Here is a 19,950-nt window from a genome sequence, read left to right on the forward strand (position 1 = left end):
GGACCGTGAAACGACTCCACGCCGATGATAGTGCGGATTCCCGTGTGAAAGTAGGTAATCGTCAGGCTCCCCAGCATGTCCAGAAACCCCACCCCGCAAAGGTGGGGTTTTTGCGTTTACGGCGCTATTTCTTCCCGAGCAAAAACATTGCCGCGATCGGCGGCAGGCCATAGATACCACACAAATGGCCCGCCACTTCGCTATCCGCGTCACCGCCTTGAGCGGGCACGGCCCGTTCTTCAGCTTCAAAATCTGCGTCAGTTCGCAGCGACGTCTCCGTCCCCAATGCCGGACGCGCCCACAGGTGCCACGCCATCTGCTGCATACATCTGGCCGACTTCTGCAAGTAATGCCTCGTCGCGCGCAATCACCTTCGGCAGATGCGTACGTAAGAATTCAACCCACGTCCGCGTCTTCGCATCAATGAATTTGCGTGACGGATACAGCGCATAAACGTTCATCTTCTGCAGCGTATATTCAGGCAACACGCGGATCAGCGTCCCGTCACGCAACCCTGCGATCGCTGCATAGAGCGGCACCATGCCAATGCCCATTCCCTCGCGAATCGCGACGATCAGCGATTCCGCGATATTCACTTGCACGGGGCCGTTCACTTCCATCATCTCGCTGCCGTTGGGGCCGTCGAGCACCCAATCGTGGGGTGGAAATGCTGGCGTGTGCAAGATCAGACACTCGTGATGCGCCAGGTCGCCTGGCTGTTGTGGCGCGCCATGAGCACGCAAGTAAGCAGGCGATGCGCACAAGATGCTGAACGTTGTACCAAGCGGGAGCGATACAAGGTCGGAATTCGGCAGAGTCAAGGCGCCGACAACCGCGACGTCAGAACTGCCTTCGAACAGGTCGGGCATGCGTTGCGACAACGTCAGTTCGACGGTCACCTCGGGATAAAGCGCGCGATAGCGCGAGATGGCCGGCAGCACGTAATGCTGGCCGATGCTGGCAAAGCTGTGCATGCGCAACGCGCCGCTCGGGCGTTCGTGCGCGCAACTTGCTTCTTCTTCCGCCGTATCGACATCCGCAAGGATCTGTTGAGATCGCTTCAGGTAACGCTCACCCGCTGTGGTGAGTGCGAGTCGCCGCGTCGACCGGTTCAGCAAGCGCGTACGCAGATGAGCTTCGAGTTCCGAGACTGCGCGGGACATCGCGCCAGTCGTCGAATTGAGGGACTGCGCGGCAGCGGTAAAACTACCGGCTTCGACCACGCGCACGAACACTCGCATATTTTGTAACGTATCCATCGATCCTTCTATTTCACGGCACAAGCCGTATTGTCCGCCTGTCTCGCAAGCCTATTGTTGTTCGTTCTGGAAGGGACGTTCCGCGCCCTTCCTATTAATGCGCGCAGCGCATGCTCCTACAATCGGCGCCTTGCCAGCCGGTGTGCGCAGCGTTCACCGGTGCCTTTTTCAGCGACAAACCGGGACGCGTTGCTTTCTGATGAAACGCCAACATGCGATCAAACCGACGGCGGATTCCCACCGGCAGTGGAGCGGCATGTTGCCAACGCTCAGTCCGGCCATTCGCGACTGGATGAGCAGCGATGGTCTGATCTGGCTGCATCTGCTGAAGACGGCCACTGCGGGGCTTCTGGCGCTGGGTATTGCCATGTTGCTGGATCTCCAGCAGCCGCGAATCGCAATGACCACGGTGTTTGTGCTGATGCAGCCGTTCAGCGGCATGGTGCTCGCCAAGAGTTTCTATCGGATTCTCGGTACCGTGGTGGGTACGATCGCCGCACTGGTGCTCGGCGCGCTGTTCGTCCAGCAGCCCGAGTTGTACATGCTCGGCATGATCGGCTGGGTGAGTGCCTGCATTGCGGCAGCGGTTCGGTATCGGCATTTCAGATGGTACGGCTTGGTGCTGGCAGGTTATACCGCCGTTCTGATCGGCATTCCGAATGTCATGGTACCTCACGACCTGTTCCTGGCGGCGCTCACGCGCGCAGCGGAGGTGGCGGTCGGCATCGTGTGTTCGAGCGCGGTGAGCGCACTGATCGTGCCGCAGCGTTCCAGCCTTGCACTGCGGCGCGCGCTCCACATTCGATATACAAATATTACTGCGTTCGCTGCCGACGTGCTGGGTCGAGGAATCGAGCGTGGCGAGTTTGAGCGGCGCTTTGCGAATCTCGTCGACGAGATCGTCGGCTTTGAGGCGACGCGAACATTTGCTGCCTTCGAAGATCCGGCTATGCGGTCGCGCAGCCAGCATCTCGGCCGTCTGAACGGCGAGTTCATGGACGTATGCGCGCGGCTGCATGCGCTGCACCAGTTGCTCAAACGTCTGCGCCTGGGCGGACCGAGCCGGATAGTCGACGCCATCACGCCGTACTTCCACGAGCTGTCGGGGCTGCTGGGGGCCACCCAGGACACGAACTCCGATGCATCGCGCGTAGCCGCCGGTTTGCGGCTCTTTCAGGCGAGTTTGCCAAGGCGCGTGCGCGAAACGAGACGACCGCTGGAAGCCGCCCCTGCCGAATCGCTGGCGGACTTCGATACGGCCGCGGAATTACTGTATCGGTTTGTCGACGAATGGATCCGTTATTCCGAGACGTACGTGTCTTTGGCGCGGCGCAAGCCGGAAGCCGAGCGGCGCACCACCGGGCGATACGTGAGTAAGACGAACGGCTTTGCCGTCGCGTTTACCTTTGCGAGGTCGGCGGCGGTCATGGCGATCGTCAGCTGGTTCTGGATCGCCACCGACTGGCCCAGCGGCGGAATGGCGGTAATCGGCGCGGCGCTGGGCTGTGCGTTGACGTCGACTGCACCGAACGCATCGAAAATGGCCGTGCAGATGGCAGTCGGTACGGTGCTGGCGACCATGATGGGCTACCTTTTCACGTGTTACGTGTATCCCAACGTCGACGGATTCCCGCTGCTTGGCGCGATGCTCGCCCCGGTGCTTGCCCTCGGCGCCTTCATCGCGTCGCGCAAGCTCCTGGCAGGGTATGGAATCGGCTTTTCGGTGTTCTTCTGCCTGCTGGCCGGGCCGGACAACGTCGTCACGTATGCGCCCGATTTGCTGATCAACAACGGTATAGCGATCACGGCGTCGCTATTGCTTGCAGCGATCGTTTTCGCAGTGGTGTTTCCTGCGGATATGCCGTGGCTCATCGAGAGAATCAAGGGTGATTTGCGCGCGCAAGTCGTGTCTGCGTGCATGGACGAACTGCCCGGACTCAATCAGCGCTTTCAGTCAAGCACGCACGATCTCGCCTCGCAGTTGCGCATGCTGCTGACGCGGCGTTCCCGACGCCGCCGTGATGCCTTGCGCTGGATGCTCGTCACCCTCGAAGTAGGGCACGCCATGATCGATCTGCGCAATGAAGTGGCGCGTGCCGGCTACGCGCAAGCCCTTCATTCGCGCTGGAGCAGCAGCCTCGTGCGGACTTGCGACGACCTCGCGCGGCTTTTCAAGCAGCCCGACGCGCGTGCTCTCGAACGATCGCTCGTATCCGTGCGCTCGGCCACGTGGGTCGCGCAGGACGTACTGGCAACCGTTCACGCCGACCGCGACAAGCGGCACGACCTGCAGCGCATCCTGAGTTGCCTGCACTTCATCCGCACAGCGTTGCTCGACAAAGACGCGCCTTTCAAGGCGCGTTGACCCATGCACGTTGGATCCCGCGTGCACTTCGATCCTTCTGCCAGATGGAAAGATCACTTCCGTCTAGCCCCGTTTATCTGCGCAGGTGACAGTCATATAGTTTGATCACTGCCCCGCAGTCCCCCCGAGGGGACTTCCTACGGGGAGCCATCGTAAGTATTGGAGAACGAAATGAACGTGTTGAAGATTGCCCTGGTTGTCTGCTCTTTGTCTGCTGCTGTCGCTCATGCGCAAACGGCGCCGGCCGCTCGGGAACAACAGGTCGCGCAAGCGAATGCACCGCGCGCCAACAACGTCGCCGCGCAAGACCGCGTCGTCGCACCGAAGGTCCAGGCTGAAGAGTGCGTCGGACCTGTGAGCTTCTGCAATATCTACTTCGGCAGCTAAGCAGCGCCACGAGCAACACCTGCTGTACCTGCTGTACCTGCTGGACCTGTCGCGGGAATTTTGCGCGCGACGAAACGCCTGGCCGCGACGCCGTTCCATCGAGACGCCGCGGCTGGTGCGACACGCTGGCTACTGAGCGAAACACACCGCAGAAGTGCGCGTCGGTAGACTGAACTAGTGACCATGGAGAGACTCAGTTTCATGTACCAAGACCGGATTCGCTGCTCCGCGCTGCGCGGAAAAATCACTTCAGCCGCCGAAGCGGCGCGTCTGATTCACGACGGCATGCACGTCGGCGCCAGCGGCTTTACGCGCGCGGGCGACGCCAAAGCTGTTCCCATCGCGCTCGCCGAGCGGGTCCGTCAGGAAGGCAAGCCGCTGCAAATTACGTTGATGACCGGCGCGTCGCTCGGTCATGACGTGGATCGCATGCTCACCGAGGCGCATGTGTTGGCGCGCCGCTTGCCGTTTCAGGTCGACAAGACCCTGCGCGAAGCGATCAATCGTGGCGAAGTGATGTTCGTCGATCAGCATCTGTCCGAAACCGTCGAGATGTTGCGCGCCAATCAGCTCGGCAAACTCGATATCGCGATTATCGAAGCCGCCGCGATCACCGAGACTGGCGGCATTGTGCCGAGCACGTCAGTCGGCAACTCGGCCAGCTTCGCGATCCTCGCCGACAAGGTCATCGTCGAAATCAATCTTGCCCAGCCGCTCGCCCTCGAGGGACTGCACGACATCTGGATTCCGGGCCGCAGGCCGAATCGCGAACCGCTGCCGATCGTGCGTCCGCAAGACCGCGTCGGCACGCAGGCCATTGAGATCCCGCTCGACAAAATCGCGGCGATCGTGATCACAGATAAGGCGGACAGCCCGTCCACGGTGCTGCCGGCGGATGCGGAAACCGAGCTGATCGCGCGCCATCTGATTGAGTTTTTCCAGCACGAAGTGTCGCGTGGACGCATGCCACGGCACTTGCCGCCCTTGCAGGCAGGCATCGGCACGATTGCCAATGCAGTGCTGGCCGGCTTTGTCGATTCGCCCTTCGACGCCTTCGAAATTTACTCAGAAGTGCTGCAGGATTCGACCTTCGATCTGATGGACGCTGGCAAGGTGACGTTTGCTTCGGGTGCGTCGATCACGTTGTCGGCCGCGCGTCAGGCGCAAGTGTTCGGTGAACTCGAGCGCTATCGCGATCGCCTCGTGCTGCGTCCGCAGGAGGTCAGCAACCATCCTGAAGTGATTCGCCGGCTCGGTCTGATCGCGTTGAATACCGCATTGGAGTTCGACATTTACGGCAATGTGAATTCCACGCACGTCGGCGGCACGCACATGATGAACGGCATTGGTGGCTCGGGCGATTTCGCGCGCAATGCGTCATGCGCGATCTTCGCGACGAAGTCGATGGCGAAGGGTGGCCGTATTTCGAGCGTGGTGCCGATGGTGCCGCACTGCGATCACAATGAACACGATGTGGATGTGGTCGTGACGGAGCAGGGTCTGGCCGATCTGCGCGGACTGGCGCCGCGGGAACGCGCTACGCTGATCATCGAGAACTGCGCGCATCCGCTCTATCGCGATCTGCTTCGCGACTACTATCGGGACGCCTTGCAATGGGGTGGGCAAACGCCGCATTCGTTGGACCAGGCTTTCGCCTGGCATACGCGGCTGCGTGATACCGGCTCGATGTTGCCGGCAGTGGATGCGTATCTCTAAACACCGGGTAAAGCCGGCGTCAGGTGGCACTCGCCCCTGACGCCATAAGACATCAGGTGCTACGCTCAGGTGCCGCGCCGGACGAGCCGGATAAGAAACAGCAGAATGACTGCGCCGATCACAGCGGTAATGATCGAACCGAGCCAGCCGCCGCCGAGCGAAATGTGCAGCACACCGGCAAGCCAGCCGCCGATGAATGCGCCGACAATCCCGACGATGATGTCGACGATCAGGCCGAAGCCGCCGCCCTTGACGAGCACGCCGGCCAGCCAGCCGGCGATCGCGCCGATGATGAGCCATGCAATGATGCCGTGTTCCATATTCGAGACTCCATGGTTGAGTGTGAAAAAATCACGGTGACAGAGCTTAGTCGAAGGTTATGGGACAGTCCATATTCAGGACGCGGAATTAACATTGTCTAAATCTATTGCAAGCTAAGTGTAGACGATGCGCGCGAATATGGGGAGCTTACACAAGATGACTCACTCCGGTGTCGGCTCCGCATCTGTGGCCGTCCAGCTGACGCTCGATACGCTCTTTTCCATGCTGATGCGGCTCGCCATCTGTTCGAGCTTCGGCTGATCTTTCGGATGCAGCTTTAATGTTGCCGTAACGCGAATGCGTCCCGAGTCGTCTTCGACGTCTTCGCTCGTCAGGCTCTGGAACGACAGCGGTGTCGAATACATCGAGTTGGATACCGCGGTACGAATGTGAATCTCATCGGCCTCCCGGCAAACAATCGTCAGCACATACTCGCGCACGAGGTCGGCGTCCGAAACGGGCGCCGCGTTGATGGCACGGCTTACTTCGCGCAGTACCGTATTGGTCAGCAGCACGACCGCGGTGCCGGCGAGCGCCGGGCCGAAATGCCCCGCACCGCACAATACGCCGACCGCCGCCGAGCACCATAAGGTCGCGGCGGTGTTGATCCCCTGAATCGAGCCCTTGTCGCGCATGATCACACCGCCGCCGAGAAAGCCGACGCCAGACACGACATACGCGGCAATTTGCGTGATGCCGGCGGTGCCGTTGCCGGTCAGCACGCCGAGCGTGACGAACAGGCACGCGCCGCTGGCGACCAGCGTGATGGTGCGCAGGCCGGCGTTGCGCTGGCGCATCTGCCGTTCGAGGCCGATCGCGACGCCGCAGCTGAAGGCGGCAAAGAGCCGCCAGACGAATTCAATGGTCATCGGTAAGAAAGGTTGAGACGCGTGTTCGCACAGTATGAACCCCACGCGTGACAGCATCGCGTATCCGAAGATGGAACGCGGGTGCGCTCAGGCGTGACGAGGCATGCGAGCCGGGGCTCGCGGCGCACAAGTCATGGAGCAAGCGCAAGGCGTCGAGCCGTGCGGCGCTTCACTGGCAGTACGAGGGCATAGACGATGTGCACCGTCGGGCCCGAAGGCAAGACGGCGACAGGCAAAGGCTGGCGCGGAAATCTTGCCGATCAGGCGATCAGGCGATCGGGCGAATCGAAGCTCGACTGGTACGACTGCTGCTGTCCACGATCGTGATTCCGGTTAAATGAACTGGGCGAATTTTAGGCAGCTCTGCAAAGTTAAGTCGAGCCGAGATGAGCCGAGCCGAGCCGAGCCGAGCCGAGATGAGCCGAGATGAGACGGGACGGGACGGCGGAGTGCGGTGTGGGATGCTTGCGGAATTTCCCGTGGCAAGCTCGGAATTTTCCTTATATAAATACGGACTCCGAATATTGACGGCGTTCATCCCGGAAAACACACTGTTTGCACACTTCGAAACACGTCGTGCGGTTTTGGTGCTCTATCCGCGTTTTACATCTCACGGTTTCGCCCAGAAACTTTTTGGTTGTCCTTGTGCCATGTCAGGCGCATCCGATCCGCTCGACACCGTCTCTTTTCCGCTGTTCACCCAATTGAGGAATGTATGAAAGATAAGGCTCTTGGCATCGTTGCCGGTGCGTTGATTGCTGCTGCTCCGCTCGTATCGTTCGCCGCCGGTCTGCCCGCGCCGTTTGAAGGCAGCAGCACGCTGCAGGCAGATGGTGTCGTGAAGTCGGTCGACCAGGCTAAACATTCGGTGACCGTGCTCGATGCGCAGGGTGGCGAAGCGTCGTTCAATATCACTGAGACGAGCAACCTGGCGCAGATCAAGCAGGGTGGCAAGGTCCACATCCGGATGATGCGCAACGCCATGGTCAGCGTGACGCGTGGTGCCGACGGCCACGGTACGGCTGCTCAACCGGTACAGCAGAACACTGCGCAGAACGTGAGCGCCGAAGTTCAGGCCATCGACCACGCGTCCGGCATCATGGCCCTGAAGGGCTCGAATGGCGCGGTGTTTCATATCCAGGGCCGCGAGCCGGCAAAGGTCGCCGGCGTGACGCCGGGTATGCAAGTGTCGGTGGCATACGCACCGCAGGTCAGCGTGGCCGTGGCGCCTGCGCAGTAAGTCTGACTAGCTGAAACGGCGCATCAGCGCCGGGGCGCGGATGTCCTTTATGGACGTCCGCGTTTCTTATTGCGGCGTAATCCAATATGACTTCGGTGGGGCGATGTTTGGCGCGTGCTTTGACGCTTCAGTCGGGCTCGCCGGGCACGAGGCGCAATCGCGTGATCTCCGAGGGCGCCCCCAGGCGCTTCGGCGGTCCCCAATAGCCAGTACCGCGACTCGTGTAGACCCACAAGCCGTTCAGCCGCGCGAGACCCGCTGTGAACGGCTGCTGCAAACGCACAAAGAAGTTCCACGGAAAGAACTGGCCGCCGTGCGTGTGGCCCGATAGCTGCAGCGTAAACCCTGCTGCTGCGGCTGCTTCGGCGGAACGCGGCTGGTGCGCGAGCAGTACTTTGATCAGCACGTCGCCAGGGGCACCTGCGAGGGCCGCAACCGGGTCGCTGCGATGCAGCGGGTCATGATGACCCGCTGAGTAATCAGTCACCCCGGCAATCACGGCGCGCGCGCCGTCGTGTTCCACGATCACATGCTCGTTGAGCAGAACGTTCAACCCCAGGCGCCGGAATTCGTCGATCCAGGCGTTCGCGCCGGCGTAATACTCATGGTTGCCGGTCACAAGGAACGCGCCGTGACGCGCACTGAGCCGCGACAGGGGCTGCGTGTGTCTGGTCAGTTGCGGCACGCTGCCGTCTACCACATCGCCGGTAACGGCAATCAGATCCGGCTTCAGACGATTCACCGCGTCGACGATCGCATCCACATAACGGCCTTTGATGGTCGGGCCGACGTGGATGTCGCTGATCTGGACGATCGTGAAGCCGTCGAGCGCTGCCGGCAAATCGTCGATCGGCACCTCGATCGTCACCACCCTGGCGCGGCGCCGGGCGTTGAACAGACCGACGAGTGTCGAGAGCAACGCCAGCAACGGGACGGCTGCCGCCGAGCCGATGCGCCAGTGCGCGATTGCAATCGTGCTCGGCCAGATTGCATCGACGGTGAGCAGCGAGGCGAGCGCCAGGTCGCGCACGAACGTCAGAACCAGCAGCGACGAGAAGAAGCCCATCGCCAGCAGGCCGACCCACGCGAGGCGGTCGCTGAGCGGCTGCTGTTTGATGGTGCGCGCCAGCATGCCGAGCGGGATCAGAAAGATCGACAGCACCAGCCACAACGCGCACAGCCATCGGCCGGTGGCATTGACCGGCATGTCGGGAATCAGACGAAAGCCGACGTAGATATGCAGCAAGATGCCAATCAAAATGAAGCGAACAAGAAACGATGAGCGGCGCATAGAGAGGATCGAGGCGGGAAGGGGCCGACACGAGCGGAGCAACGGCGGCAGCTCGCCAGGTGCAACCATGAAATAGCGGGCGAGCCCGATCATTCTACCGAGATGTGCTCCCCATTGTGGACAGCGCCAGATGTGCTCCCGCGGGGGCGGCCGAGCATGTTCATGCTTGACGCGGCAAGCGGATATCGCATTGCAGCAATTCCCGTTGCCGCATGCCCCGTCCGAGTTGCTGCGGCACTCTAATTAAATGGGCTTTGAATGGTGTTTTGTGTGCACTATTCTCAAATAGAACCGTGTCGTCTCAGGGCCATCGCGGCCCAGCGGCGGTTCGTTTTGTCGTCGGTTGAGGGCGAGGCAGGAGGCGCATCATGAAACTGCTTGGATCGGGTAATCACGTACGCCACGTACTTCATGGACATCACGTCGGACGAGAGGGCAGCCACGTCATGCTGCCGCTGGTGGGCATGTCGTTGATGGCGCTCGCCTTGTACTTCGGCGTGCGCAACATCGACTTCTCCGAGCTGGGCAAAAGCGCGTTATTCGACGTGGTGATGGTATGCGTTGCGCTCGGCATCGCAGGGCTGTTCGGCGCCGTCGGCGCGTGGTTGCGCTCCAATGGCGACGACGCCGAGGAAGGCTTCTGCTTTGTCGGCGCGGTGATCGGCGCGGTAGTGTTCTACGTGGCGCTCTTCGGATAACCGCACCGGCGCGGCCAAAGCTCTGTCAGGCGATCCGGGCGGCTTCGTCGAAGGTGAAGCGCGGGCTGCGCGGGAACAGTTTCGCCGGGTCGCCGTAGCCCAGATTGATCAGGAAGTTCGACTTCACGGTCGTGCCGGCGAAGAAAGCCTCGTCGACCTTGGCGGCGTCGAATCCCGACATCGCACCCGTGTCCAGACCGAGCGCGCGGGCCGCGAGAATCAGATAGCCGCCTTGCAGCGTCGAATTGCGAAAGGCCGTATCCGCGATCGCCTTGTCGTTGCCCGCAAACCAGCTGCGCGCGTCGGCATGCGGAAACAGTTTCGGCAGATGCTCGTAAAACGCCATGTCCATTCCGACGATCACCGTGACCGGCGCCGCCATCGTCTTCTCGAGATTGCCTGGCGACAAGGCCGGACGCAGCTTCTCTTTGCCTTCGGCCGTTTTCACGTAGACGAAGCGGCCGGGGCTCGAATTGGCCGAGGTCGGCCCGAGCAGTACGAGCTCGGTGAGTTGCTTGAGCACGGCGTCGTCGACCGGTTTGGCCTGCCAGCCGTTATGGGTGCGCGCTTCGCGAAAGAGCTGATCGAGAGCCTGATCGGAAAGAATCATGGTGGAAACCCGTTGAAGTAGGAGAGTGAAAAAAACGGATGACAGCGCAAGCCGCAGGCGTGAGCGTCGTCGTCGTTGCCGCCATAATAGCTAGGTTCTCACTCGCGCACGTATCGCACACGCAATCGCATTCGGGCAATCTTATGACGGACCTTTTCGATGACCTTCCGGCGCCCGACGTCGACTGGTATCCCGAGTGGCTGGCGCCCGAGGCCGCGGCGCGCGCTTTGGCTCAACTCATCGGCGAAGTGGAATGGCGTCAAGACATGATGGGCACGCCTGCCGGCCGTGTGCCGCTGCCGCGGCTGACCGCCTGGCAGGGCGAACCGGACGCGGTCTACGTCTACTCCGGCATTCGCAACGTACCGCAACCATGGACCCCGATCGTCGCGGAACTGCGAGCCGCGGCGGAGGCAAGCTGCCACGCGCGCTTTAACAGCGTGCTGATCAACCGCTATCGCAGCGGCATGGACAGCATGGGGTGGCACGCGGATCGCGAGCCGGAGCTCGGCGTGCGGCCGGTGATTGCGTCGATCAGCCTGGGCGTCGCGCGCACTTTCGACTTGCGGCACAACAGGACTGGCGTCGTGCAGTCGTTTTCGCTGAAGGGCGGCAGCTTGCTTGTGATGAGAGGCAACACGCAGGCCGACTGGCGGCATCGTGTGCCGAAAGAGCCACGCGTGGCGGGCGAGCGAATCAATCTGACGTTTCGCTGGGTGACGCCGCGCGCGGCAGCCCGCTAGCTTGCGGGCTCGCCATCGGCCGCTTTGCTCCTGAGCCGAAACCTGGCGCCCGAAAGCCCGAAAGCGGGTCGCTGCCTGCCCGAAGCCGTGTCGAGAACCTAAGCGCATAAAAAAGCCTCTCCAACGTCGCGCTCCATCGCCGTCCGTGCTCGAGCGAATCTCGCAGCCTGGGCCCATATCGTCTATCCGCGCACGCTACCGATTGCCGTCACCGTCCTGTTGTTTTGCGCGCTGTCCGGCGTCGGCATTCTGGGCACGATTCAGACACTGATTACCTTCGATGGCACGCTCAGTTCATGGTGGACCCGAATCGCGATCGGCGCCCTGCTGTGCGCGTTCTGCTTGCTGCAACGGCTGATCGAACGGCATGCAAGATCGGTGCGAGGTTCCGGCGGCAGCGGCGCTGTTGTGGCGCCAGGCCGTGAGCGCGGGCGGGGCGAAGCGGCGGCGTCCGACTCACATGCGATCGGACGCGCGCCGGAGCAGGCGTTATAGCGCGAACGCGCGGTAGCGCGGCAGGCGGGCAACGAGCACACAAAAATACGTCATTCGTCTTATGCCATTTGCCGTGCTACACTGTAATAACATTGTGTTTACTTTATTGCCTCGACCGCTTAGGATTCCACTTCAGGTTCAGCCATGAAAACAACCATCCGTAGAATGGGTAATTCCCATGGTGTACTGATTCCGAAACCGATCTTGACCCAACTTGGGCTGGAGGACGAAGTGGATATGCAAGTTGAAGGAAACGCTCTGGTGATAAGGCGTCCGCAGAAAAAAGCGCGTGCGGGATGGGCGGACGCGGGCCGTTCGTTGGCAGCATCGAAAGACGACGCACTGGTGATGGGCGAATTTCCCAACGCCGATGACGCGGGGCTCGAGTGGTAGCGCGAGGCGACGTCTGGCTGGTCGCGCTGGATCCAACCGTTGGCAGCGAGATTCAGAAAACGCGTCCTTGCGTGGTTGTGTCGCCGGCCGAATTGCACGATCACCTGCGCACTGTGATTGTGGCGCCCATGAGCACTGCCGGTCGCGCGGCGCCTTTTCGTGTTCCACTCACGTTCTTGCGCAAGAAAGGTTTGATTCTGCTCGACCAGATTCGCACGGTTGACAAGACGCGGCTCGTAAAGCGAGCCGGCGCAGTGTCGGATGCGGCGCTTTCGAATGCGTTGTCGACCTTGCAGGAAATCTTCGTTGAGTGAGCAATAAAGCGTGCGTCGGCTGAACGGCGGCGTGCTTGTGCTCAGTCTGGCTCGAGGCGCCGTCGGGCAGTCGCCACAAGTCTGTCGAACGAGAAGCTGCTCGCAGCGAGCGCGGCGGTATCCGGAAAATTTTCACGCACAATGTCCGTCAACACCTGGCCCGGCGGGGCTTCAATCAGCACGCGCGCGCCCATTTCCTGCATGACGGTGAGCGCGTCGAACCAGCGCACGGTGTAGCGCATATTGGTCGCGAGATCGTCGCGAATGGCGTCCGCTGTGTACAGAGGGCGGCCGCCGCGATTGCCGATATAGGTGCTTTGCGGCGTGTGAAAAGGTACTTCCTGTGCGTATGCAATCAGTTCGTCCGTGGCGTGCGCGAGCAGTTCGCAATGTGACGGCACGCTTACCGCAAGACGGATGGCTTTGCGGGCGCCTGCCGCCAGCGCGCGTTCGATGAACCTGTCCAGCGCACCATTCGCTCCGGCCATGACGATCTGACGCGGCGCATTCACATTGCCAACATAGACGCGTTGATTGCCTGCATTTGCTTGCAGAGCGGCGAGCGTTTCGAGTTGGTGTTCGGTCAAGCCCGACACGGCCGCGAGACCGTAGCCCGACGGGTACGCCGCCTCCATCAATTCAGCGCGCTTTCGAACCATCCGTAACGCGTCGCCAAAGCGAATCGCGCCGCAACTGACCGCCGCTGTATACGCCCCCACCGACAAACCCGCGCTGATCTCCGGCGTGAGCTGTTCATCTGCCAGTGCGCGCGTGATCGCCACGCCCGCGACGGTCAAGCCGACCTGAACCGCTATGGTCGAGCGCAGCGCGTTTGGTGTGTCGAGTGTGAGTACGTTGGTGTCGAGCACCTGAGACGCTTCTTCCAGTGTCTCAGTCACAGCTCGGTGCTGCGGCAGACGGTGCAGGAATCCATCCGACTGCGCGCCCTGGCCGGGAAACAGAAGGGCCAGCATCAGGCATCGCCGTGAGCGGGCGCCCACGGATCGGCAACCAGCTGCGGGCCGCGAGCATGGCGCGCCATCACGCGTGCTTTATCCGCTGCCCACTCGGCCAGCGCAACGCCGCCTGCGGGCGTTTCCAGTTGAGCATCCACGCGAATGCCGGCGCGCTGTGCGATTGCTTGCAGATGGTTCAGCAACTGAATGGCCGCGCCGTGCGAGAGTTTCTCCGGCGCGCGGATCAGCAGATCGAGATCGCTCGAAAAAGTGACGGCGGGTGCCTGAGTTGCCAGTTCGAAGCCCGCGCTGCCGGTTGGTCCCCAGACGAATTCAGCCAACGCGCCGGCGGTGTCGCCTTGTAATGCGGCAAGGGCCGCGAAAGCAGGCAACGCATTGCGCTCCGCAAGAGGGCTGCGTCGCGCTAACGCTTCTGGCGGCACGGCGGTTTCAATATCGTCTCGATGCGCCCATGTGCCGTAACGCTGCGACCGTTCCCTACCGCGCAAGCCGATCGCCACGAAGCCGTCAGCGGCCAGCGCGCGTCTTACGACCGCATACGGGGCGCGCTCGAACGACCCATGAAGCCACACCGGTTCGCCGTCAGACTGCCGCAAACGGTGCAAGCGCAGCAGGTCATGCGGTTGCCAATGCGCGTCGCACGACAACGCGTGATCGCCTGCAAACGGCGGTGCTGCGCAGACCCGCATTACACGGCGTCCCATTGTTCGGCGAGACGACGCCGCACTTCGATCGACGCTGCGCGATTCCTTTGCGCCGCCGCCGATTCGAGACGATGCGACAGACCGCGGCTGCCATCGCGCGCGTTGCGAATCTGCCCGGTCAACACCTGACGCACGCGCTCGATTTGCGCGGCATCCGGCGCATCGGCGTCGACACCTTCGATTAGTTGATCGAGCAGGCCCAATTTGGCAAACGACGCCATCGAGTACGACATCGGCACAATGGTTTCGCCGAGCGCGTCGAGTGCTTCGACGGTGCGCCGCGTGACCCGGGCGGCCGCTTCCTTGCCCATTGCGTGAACCATCGTGCCGGGCGCGTCGAGTGCGACGATCCGGTTGGCCTGATAGCCGTGCGCGAGGAACGCGCCCGACATGGCCGGCCCGACGATCAACGCGATCACCGGATGGCCGGCGTCGCGCGCCGACGCGTATGCATCGACCGCCGCGGCGCAAGCGAGGTGAATGCCGAGCATTTCTTCGCGGTAGCCGTACGCCTGGCTTTTGACATCGACGATCGCGACAATCGGGCGGCGCGTACCGCTCGCTTCGTCCTGCGCGATGGCCTCGCGTACTGTGCGCGCGAGCTGCCAGCCTTGCTCGAGACCGACGACGTTATCGGTCGCACGGGGAAAGCGGTTGTCGGGATCGGGGACGACAGCAATGAAGCGCGCGGTCTCGCTGCCGAGCGGCGCATCGCCGCTCCATACGGGTGCCTTGCCGGACGGTTCGCCAGCTAACGCGTGGAACCAGCGCGCGCCGCGGCTGAGGGGGGTATCGCTCATGCCTGCTCCTTGCGCGCGTTGTTCCGCGCATGTGGGTTGTACACATCGCGCATCGTGTCCGGCGTCACGCTGGCCGGGTCGATCTGCGCGAGGCGGTTGAGGAAGATGTCGACCTGTTCGCTGCGATGCGCAACCGGCACGCCTTGTGTGAATGCTGAGCGCACGGCGGCGCGCACCGCGTGCGCATCGTCGTCGACCAGTTGATCGGCGAGCGCGGTCGCAGCCCGTTGTTCGCCGCCAATCAATTGCCACACTCGGCGCCGATCGCTCGCGTCGAGTTCTTCGATACCGGCTTCCTGTTCGATCACTTCGGGGCCGTTCATGCCGAGCCGCCCCTGCTTCGTCACGACGAGATACGAGCACAAGGCCGCGGCAAGCGACATCCCGCCGAAGCAGCCCACCATCCCCGCAATCACGCCGACTACCGGCACATGCCGGCGCAACGCGACGATCGCGGCCTGAATCTCGGCGATCACCGCGAGGCCGAGGTTAGCTTCCTGCAGCCGCACGCCGCCGGTTTCGAACAACACGACAGGACGCACGATCTTGCCGCGTTCGCAGTCGCGCAAGGCCATGTCCAACGCGGCGGCGATCTTGCTGCCCGACACTTCGCCGATGCTGCCGCCCTGGAATGCGGATTCGATCGCGGCGACCACGGCGGGTTCGCCGTCGATGGTGCCGCGCGCGATCACGCAGCCGTCATCCGCCTGGCAGACGACATCTTGCAGCGGCAGCCACGGCGACTCGATCTTGTCGAACGGTCCGAGCAGTTCGCGGAACGTGCCGGCGTCGAGCAGCGAGCGGGTGCGTTCGCGCGCGGGCAGCTCAATGAAGCTTTCGCGCAGCATGGGCGCAGGGCGTGCGGTAGCGATTGTGTTCACGCGCCGTCTCCCAGTTCCGCCGCTTCGATGGCTTCCGCGAGCCGCAGCGCCACCACGCCGGGTGTCGCGCCAAAGTCGTTGATTTCGATTTGCGCCGCGCCGTCATAACGGGTGAAGAAGCGGTCGAGCACGCTCTTCCAGATGTGGCTGTAGCCGTCGACGCTGGTCCGCACGACCACATGCGCGGTCAGGGCAGGGCCGTTTTCAGCAGGCGACAGCAGCACTTCCAGGTCGCCCGAACCGACCACGCCGACATGCGCGCGGGTCGTGACGGCGCGTTGCGCCGGATAGTCGAAGGTCAGATGTTCCATGAGGCGGAGCTCCCGCTGGCGTCGTGATGTGCCAGCATGTCGAGAAAGAGGGTGGCGGCGAGCAGATCGGCTGCGCCGCCAGGGGATGCGTTGAGCGACAGCAATGCGTGTTCGAGTGCAACGAGGGCGGTGTACCCAGCGGGCGTGGAACTTCCGCCGGCTTGCAGTACAAGGCGCGCGCCTTGTTGCGCCGTCCGCAAACCAGGCAAACCCGCGCGATGCAGCAGGCAGGTGTCGTCGAGCGACACCATGATCGAGAGCAGGGCGTCGATACGCGCGGCGTTTTCGTCGACGCCGTTGGCGCGCGCTGCGAGCAACGCGGGCAAGCCGATATCGATGACGTGCGGGAAACCGTCTTGTGCCTCACGGCGTGCTCCGCCTACCTGATAGCGCCGCCGCGCGCGCTCGCCGTGACTATCGGCGGGGGCGGCGAAGCGATCCGGGAAGCACGCAATCTGCGCGGCGAGCGCGCAGACGCGCGACGCGTTCAGATGCGCGGTGTCGCCCGTCATCGACGCGCCCGCCACGAGCAGGCCGACGATCCAGATCGCGCCGCGATGGGCGTTGCTGCCGCCGGTGGCATGCAACATGTCCTGTTCACCGGCGCGGCCGATTTGCGCGAGTTCGGCACGCAACAGCGCGGATGGTTCACCACGGCGGCACGCTGTGCGTGCGAGCGCCGCGAAGGTCGGTTCGAGCGCGTGTGCCGAGCGCAGCATGGTGGCGAGATCGAGGTCGCGATGCGCGCCGCTGCCGCGCCGGTCGACCAGCGCGGGTTTCGGCGTGAGTTGCGCTTCTTCGATCAGCGCGGTGACGGCATAGCGTGCAAGTTGGGCATCGGACAGCGCCCTGTGCCGCGCCACCGCAGCGCTGATTGCCGTGCTTGCCTTGCTTGCCGCATGCGCCACCGTACCTGTGTAGCGTGCTGGTACGACGGGCCAGCGCAGGACGGCTAGTCCAGCTTCCGCCTCCTGCTGCGGTGCGCCTTCGACGGCACGCTCGAGCAAAGCTTCGCGGGAGCCCATCGTTACCAGCTCCTGAAGCGGGCCGGCGGCGCGTACAGGCCACCCGACCACGTCACCAGATCGTCGATGCTGCGTGCCGCCAGCAACGAACGCTTTGCTTCGCCGCGGCGAATGCCGAGATCTTCCGGATACGCAACGATGCCACGCCGGCGCAACTCAGCCGTTTTCTCCGGCTTGGCGCGCAGCCCGATCGGCGTCACGCCGGCCACCGCGGCCAACGCCGCACGCCGCTCGTCGATCCCTTCGGCCTTGTGTAAATACGCGATGCCTTCCTCGGTGACGACATGGCTCACGTCGTCGCCGTAGATCATCACGGGGGCAATCGGCATGCCGCTTTTCGCGCCGACGGCGACCGCATCGAGTTCGTCGACGAAGGTCGGCTCGCCCCCTTTCTTGTACGTCTCGGCCATCTGCACGACCAGCTTCTGCCCGCGCGAGACCGGACCCTGGTCTTTCAGCAGCTTGAGCCACGCTTCGCTCGAATGACGCCGGCCGCGCGGATCGTGACCCATGTTCGGCGCACCGCCGAAACCGGCAAGACGCCCGCGCGTGACCGTCGACGAATTCGCGTCCGCGTCGATCTGCAAGGTGGAGCCGATAAACAGATCGACACCGTATTGACCCGCCAGTTGGCACAGCACACGGTTCGAGCGCAGGCTGCCGTCGTTGCCCGTGAAAAACACGTCGGGGCGCGCCTCGATATACGCCTCCATGCCGACTTCACTGCCGAAGCAATGGATGCTGTCGACCCAGCCCGACTCGATCGCGGGGATCATGGTGGGGTGCGGATTGAGCGTCCAGTTGCGGCAGATTTTGCCTTTCAGACCGAGCGATTCGCCGTAGGTGGGCAGCAGCAATTCGATCGCCGCCGTATCGAAGCCGATGCCGTGATTCAGCGAACTCACGCCGTACGGTTCGTAGATGCCGCGAATCACCATCATCGCGGTGAGCACCTGCAGGTCGCCGATATGCCGCGGGTCGCGCGTGAACAGCGGCTCGACGGCAAAGGGCCTATCGGCCTCTACGACCACGTCGACCCACGAACCCGGAATGTCGACGCGCGGCAGTTCATCGACGATTTCGTTGACCTGCACGATCACGATGCCATGCCGGAACGCGGCGGCTTCGGCGATGGTCGGCGTGTCTTCCGTGTTCGGTCCGGTGTACAGGTTGCCGTGACGGTCAGCCTTTTCCGCGCACAGCAATGCGACGTGCGGCGTGAGATCGACGAACATCCGCGCGTACAACTCGACGTACGTGTAGATCGCGCCGATTTCCAGTTGGCCGTCTTCGAGCAACTGCGCGACGCGCAAACTTTGCGGTCCGGCAAACGAGAAATCGACCTTATGCGCGATGCCGCGCTCGAACAGCGTCAGATGTTCAGGGCGGCTGATGCTCGAAATCAGCAGATGCACGTCGTGGATCTTTTGCGGATCGACCTTGGCAAGCGAACGGGACAGGAAGTCGGCCTGTTTCTGGTTGTCGCCTTCGAGTGCGACGCGGTCGCCCGGTTGAATCAGTGTTTCGAGCGCATCGACGATGCGGGTGGTCGGCAGGATGCCGTCTTCCAGCCACGGTGCAATGGCCGCGAGGCGACGGTTCTTTTCGTCGCGGCGGGTGGTCCAGGACCGTGCAGTGGTGGAAGCTTCGGCGGCTTCGGCGGGTCGGTTCATCGGCGGATTCAGCTCCCGGTGGTGGTGCGCATGCGTCTGGCGCGCGGCTTGGGTTGGTTTGCAAGCGCGGCTTCCGCCTGCGCGCGTTCGGTCAGGAAACGATGCAGCAAGTCGCCGGTGCCGAGCAGATGCGCGACGACCAGGGACTGTGCAGCAGGAATATCACGGCGTTGTACCGCGTCGAGCAAGGCGGCGTGTTCGTTGTCCGACTCGCCCTTGTACGACGGCAAGCCGAACTTGAGGCGTAAATACCGTTCGCCGCGCCGATGCAGCGTGCCGATCATGTCGTCGAGTTGCGGACGGGCGGCCGGTGCATACAGGCTCATATGGAAGGCCACATTGCGCGCGACATACAGCGACGGATCGGACTCGCGCTCGGCGGCACGGCAGAGGCTGGCGGATTCGCGCAGCGTGGCAGCAGTGTGATTCGGAATCGCCAGGCCGATGGCGAGGCTCTCCAGCGCGGAGCGGATCTCATAGATTTCGCGTGCTTCATCCGCCGACAAGGGCGCGACGGTCGCGCCTTTATGCACGGCGGCTCGCGCCCAGCCTTCGCTTTCGAGCTGGCGCAAGGCCTCGCGCACAGGAATTGCGCTGACCGAAAAATGCCGCGCGATCGCGTCCTGCCGCAGCGGCGCACCAGGTGCCAGGGTGCCTTCGACAATCGCCGCGCGCAGCGCCTCCGCGATGACGTGGGACATGCTCTCACGCGGCGCCGCCGCGGGTAGAAGCGGGGTGCGCGCCGGAGCGTCCAGGGGAAAACCATCTGTTGCATCGTTCATGATATCAAATATTATATATGAAAATGTGCCAGTTAAAGACGGACAAACCCGGAAAGCTTTTCACCACCGGCGGTCTGCGGTGCCCTCTTAATAACG

Annotated in this window: 22 protein-coding genes and 1 pseudogene; 10 read left to right on the forward strand and 13 right to left on the reverse strand. The window is 62.8% G+C overall.

Annotated elements, in window-relative coordinates; genetic code table 11:
* Positions 1–257: 257 nt before the first annotated feature.
* Complete coding sequence (locus tag P3T22_RS21880; RefSeq protein WP_429326088.1) at positions 258–1,259, reverse strand: LysR family transcriptional regulator; 1,002 nt, start codon at positions 1,257–1,259, stop codon at positions 258–260.
* Positions 1,260–1,458: 199 nt separating this feature from the next.
* On the opposite strand from P3T22_RS21880, the gene P3T22_RS21885 reads away from it, so the two are divergent.
* From P3T22_RS21885 to P3T22_RS21895, 3 genes are all read left to right on the forward strand, one after another.
* Positions 1,459–3,624, forward strand: coding sequence for an FUSC family protein (locus tag P3T22_RS21885; RefSeq protein WP_429326089.1), 2,166 nt, complete (start codon positions 1,459–1,461; stop codon positions 3,622–3,624).
* A 171-nt stretch (positions 3,625–3,795) separates the two neighbouring features.
* Entirely contained in the window at positions 3,796–4,011 is a 216-nt protein-coding gene (locus P3T22_RS21890) for a hypothetical protein (protein WP_429326090.1), read from the forward strand.
* 201 nt (positions 4,012–4,212) lie between these two features.
* Complete coding sequence (locus P3T22_RS21895) at positions 4,213–5,727, forward strand: acetyl-CoA hydrolase/transferase family protein (protein WP_429326091.1); 1,515 nt, start codon at positions 4,213–4,215, stop codon at positions 5,725–5,727.
* 65 nt (positions 5,728–5,792) lie between these two features.
* On the opposite strand, the gene P3T22_RS21900 is transcribed toward P3T22_RS21895, so the two are convergent.
* Positions 5,793–6,047 carry a GlsB/YeaQ/YmgE family stress response membrane protein gene (locus P3T22_RS21900; RefSeq protein WP_063498742.1) on the reverse strand — a complete coding sequence of 85 codons (255 nt, stop codon included), beginning with the start codon at positions 6,045–6,047 and terminating at the stop codon, positions 5,793–5,795.
* A 162-nt stretch (positions 6,048–6,209) separates the two neighbouring features.
* The gene (locus P3T22_RS21905; protein ID WP_063498743.1) at positions 6,210–6,917 is read right to left on the reverse strand and encodes an MgtC/SapB family protein; all 708 of its coding nucleotides are present in this window, start codon (positions 6,915–6,917) and stop codon (positions 6,210–6,212) included.
* 479 nt (positions 6,918–7,396) lie between these two features.
* On the opposite strand from P3T22_RS21905, the gene P3T22_RS21910 reads away from it, so the two are divergent.
* Complete coding sequence (locus P3T22_RS21910; protein ID WP_429326092.1) at positions 7,397–7,636, forward strand: hypothetical protein; 240 nt, start codon at positions 7,397–7,399, stop codon at positions 7,634–7,636.
* Positions 7,633–8,157 (forward strand): hypothetical protein, encoded by a 525-nt coding sequence (locus P3T22_RS21915; RefSeq protein WP_063498744.1) that lies wholly within the window; start codon positions 7,633–7,635, stop codon positions 8,155–8,157. The genes P3T22_RS21910 and P3T22_RS21915 overlap by 4 nt, the downstream gene beginning before the upstream one ends.
* A 127-nt stretch (positions 8,158–8,284) precedes the next feature.
* Here the strand turns inward: P3T22_RS21915 and P3T22_RS21920 are convergent, their stop codons facing one another.
* On the reverse strand, positions 8,285–9,448 hold the full coding sequence (locus P3T22_RS21920; RefSeq protein ID WP_063498745.1) for a metallophosphoesterase: 1,164 nt from the start codon (positions 9,446–9,448) through the stop codon (positions 8,285–8,287).
* A 368-nt stretch (positions 9,449–9,816) separates the two neighbouring features.
* On the opposite strand from P3T22_RS21920, the gene P3T22_RS21925 reads away from it, so the two are divergent.
* Positions 9,817–10,146: a hypothetical protein gene (locus P3T22_RS21925; RefSeq protein WP_429326093.1), complete on the forward strand. Its 330-nt coding sequence runs from the start codon at positions 9,817–9,819 to the stop codon at positions 10,144–10,146.
* Between the two features lie 25 nt (positions 10,147–10,171).
* On the opposite strand, the gene P3T22_RS21930 is transcribed toward P3T22_RS21925, so the two are convergent.
* Complete coding sequence (locus P3T22_RS21930) at positions 10,172–10,756, reverse strand: malonic semialdehyde reductase (RefSeq protein ID WP_063498747.1); 585 nt, start codon at positions 10,754–10,756, stop codon at positions 10,172–10,174.
* Between the two features lie 143 nt (positions 10,757–10,899).
* On the opposite strand from P3T22_RS21930, the gene P3T22_RS21935 reads away from it, so the two are divergent.
* The 4 genes and pseudogenes from P3T22_RS21935 (at position 10,900) to P3T22_RS21950 (ending at position 12,701) form a co-directional block, all read left to right on the forward strand.
* The gene (locus P3T22_RS21935; protein WP_429326094.1) at positions 10,900–11,499 is read left to right on the forward strand and encodes an alpha-ketoglutarate-dependent dioxygenase AlkB family protein; all 600 of its coding nucleotides are present in this window, start codon (positions 10,900–10,902) and stop codon (positions 11,497–11,499) included.
* A gap of 237 nt (positions 11,500–11,736) precedes the next feature.
* Positions 11,737–11,994 (forward strand): annotated as a pseudogene (locus P3T22_RS21940) (sugar ABC transporter permease YjfF); the annotation flags it as partial.
* 144 nt (positions 11,995–12,138) lie between these two features.
* Positions 12,139–12,387 (forward strand): AbrB/MazE/SpoVT family DNA-binding domain-containing protein, encoded by a 249-nt coding sequence (locus tag P3T22_RS21945; protein ID WP_429326095.1) that lies wholly within the window; start codon positions 12,139–12,141, stop codon positions 12,385–12,387.
* Positions 12,381–12,701, forward strand: a complete 321-nt coding sequence (locus tag P3T22_RS21950) for a type II toxin-antitoxin system PemK/MazF family toxin (protein ID WP_063498749.1) — start codon at positions 12,381–12,383, stop codon at positions 12,699–12,701. The genes P3T22_RS21945 and P3T22_RS21950 overlap by 7 nt, the downstream gene beginning before the upstream one ends.
* 41 nt (positions 12,702–12,742) lie before the next feature.
* On the opposite strand, the gene mdcH is transcribed toward P3T22_RS21950, so the two are convergent.
* From mdcH to P3T22_RS21990, 8 genes are read right to left on the reverse strand one after another with little or no spacing between them, the layout of a single operon-like run.
* Positions 12,743–13,675 carry a malonate decarboxylase subunit epsilon gene (mdcH, locus tag P3T22_RS21955; protein ID WP_429326096.1) on the reverse strand — a complete coding sequence of 311 codons (933 nt, stop codon included), beginning with the start codon at positions 13,673–13,675 and terminating at the stop codon, positions 12,743–12,745.
* Positions 13,675–14,367, reverse strand: coding sequence for a malonate decarboxylase holo-ACP synthase (locus P3T22_RS21960; RefSeq protein ID WP_063500660.1), 693 nt, complete (start codon positions 14,365–14,367; stop codon positions 13,675–13,677). Before P3T22_RS21960 ends, mdcH begins: the two co-directional genes overlap by 1 nt.
* A complete protein-coding gene (mdcE, locus tag P3T22_RS21965) occupies positions 14,367–15,182 on the reverse strand; it encodes a biotin-independent malonate decarboxylase subunit gamma (protein ID WP_429326097.1) in 816 nt (271 codons plus the stop codon). Before mdcE ends, P3T22_RS21960 begins: the two co-directional genes overlap by 1 nt.
* A complete protein-coding gene (locus P3T22_RS21970; protein ID WP_429326098.1) occupies positions 15,179–16,063 on the reverse strand; it encodes a biotin-independent malonate decarboxylase subunit beta in 885 nt (294 codons plus the stop codon). Before P3T22_RS21970 ends, mdcE begins: the two co-directional genes overlap by 4 nt.
* Positions 16,060–16,374, reverse strand: a complete 315-nt coding sequence (locus tag P3T22_RS21975) for a malonate decarboxylase subunit delta (protein WP_429326099.1) — start codon at positions 16,372–16,374, stop codon at positions 16,060–16,062. The genes P3T22_RS21970 and P3T22_RS21975 overlap by 4 nt, the downstream gene beginning before the upstream one ends.
* On the reverse strand, positions 16,362–17,399 hold the full coding sequence (locus tag P3T22_RS21980; protein WP_429326100.1) for a triphosphoribosyl-dephospho-CoA synthase: 1,038 nt from the start codon (positions 17,397–17,399) through the stop codon (positions 16,362–16,364). The genes P3T22_RS21975 and P3T22_RS21980 overlap by 13 nt, the downstream gene beginning before the upstream one ends.
* A 2-nt stretch (positions 17,400–17,401) precedes the next feature.
* Positions 17,402–19,072: a malonate decarboxylase subunit alpha gene (gene mdcA, locus P3T22_RS21985; protein WP_429326101.1), complete on the reverse strand. Its 1,671-nt coding sequence runs from the start codon at positions 19,070–19,072 to the stop codon at positions 17,402–17,404.
* 8 nt (positions 19,073–19,080) lie between these two features.
* Positions 19,081–19,854 carry a GntR family transcriptional regulator gene (locus tag P3T22_RS21990; RefSeq protein ID WP_429326102.1) on the reverse strand — a complete coding sequence of 258 codons (774 nt, stop codon included), beginning with the start codon at positions 19,852–19,854 and terminating at the stop codon, positions 19,081–19,083.
* Positions 19,855–19,950: the final 96 nt, after the last annotated feature.

Origin of the sequence: Paraburkholderia sp. GAS348 (genome assembly GCF_050434205.1) — a bacterium.
In the GTDB taxonomy this organism is placed as follows: domain Bacteria; phylum Pseudomonadota; class Gammaproteobacteria; order Burkholderiales; family Burkholderiaceae; genus Paraburkholderia.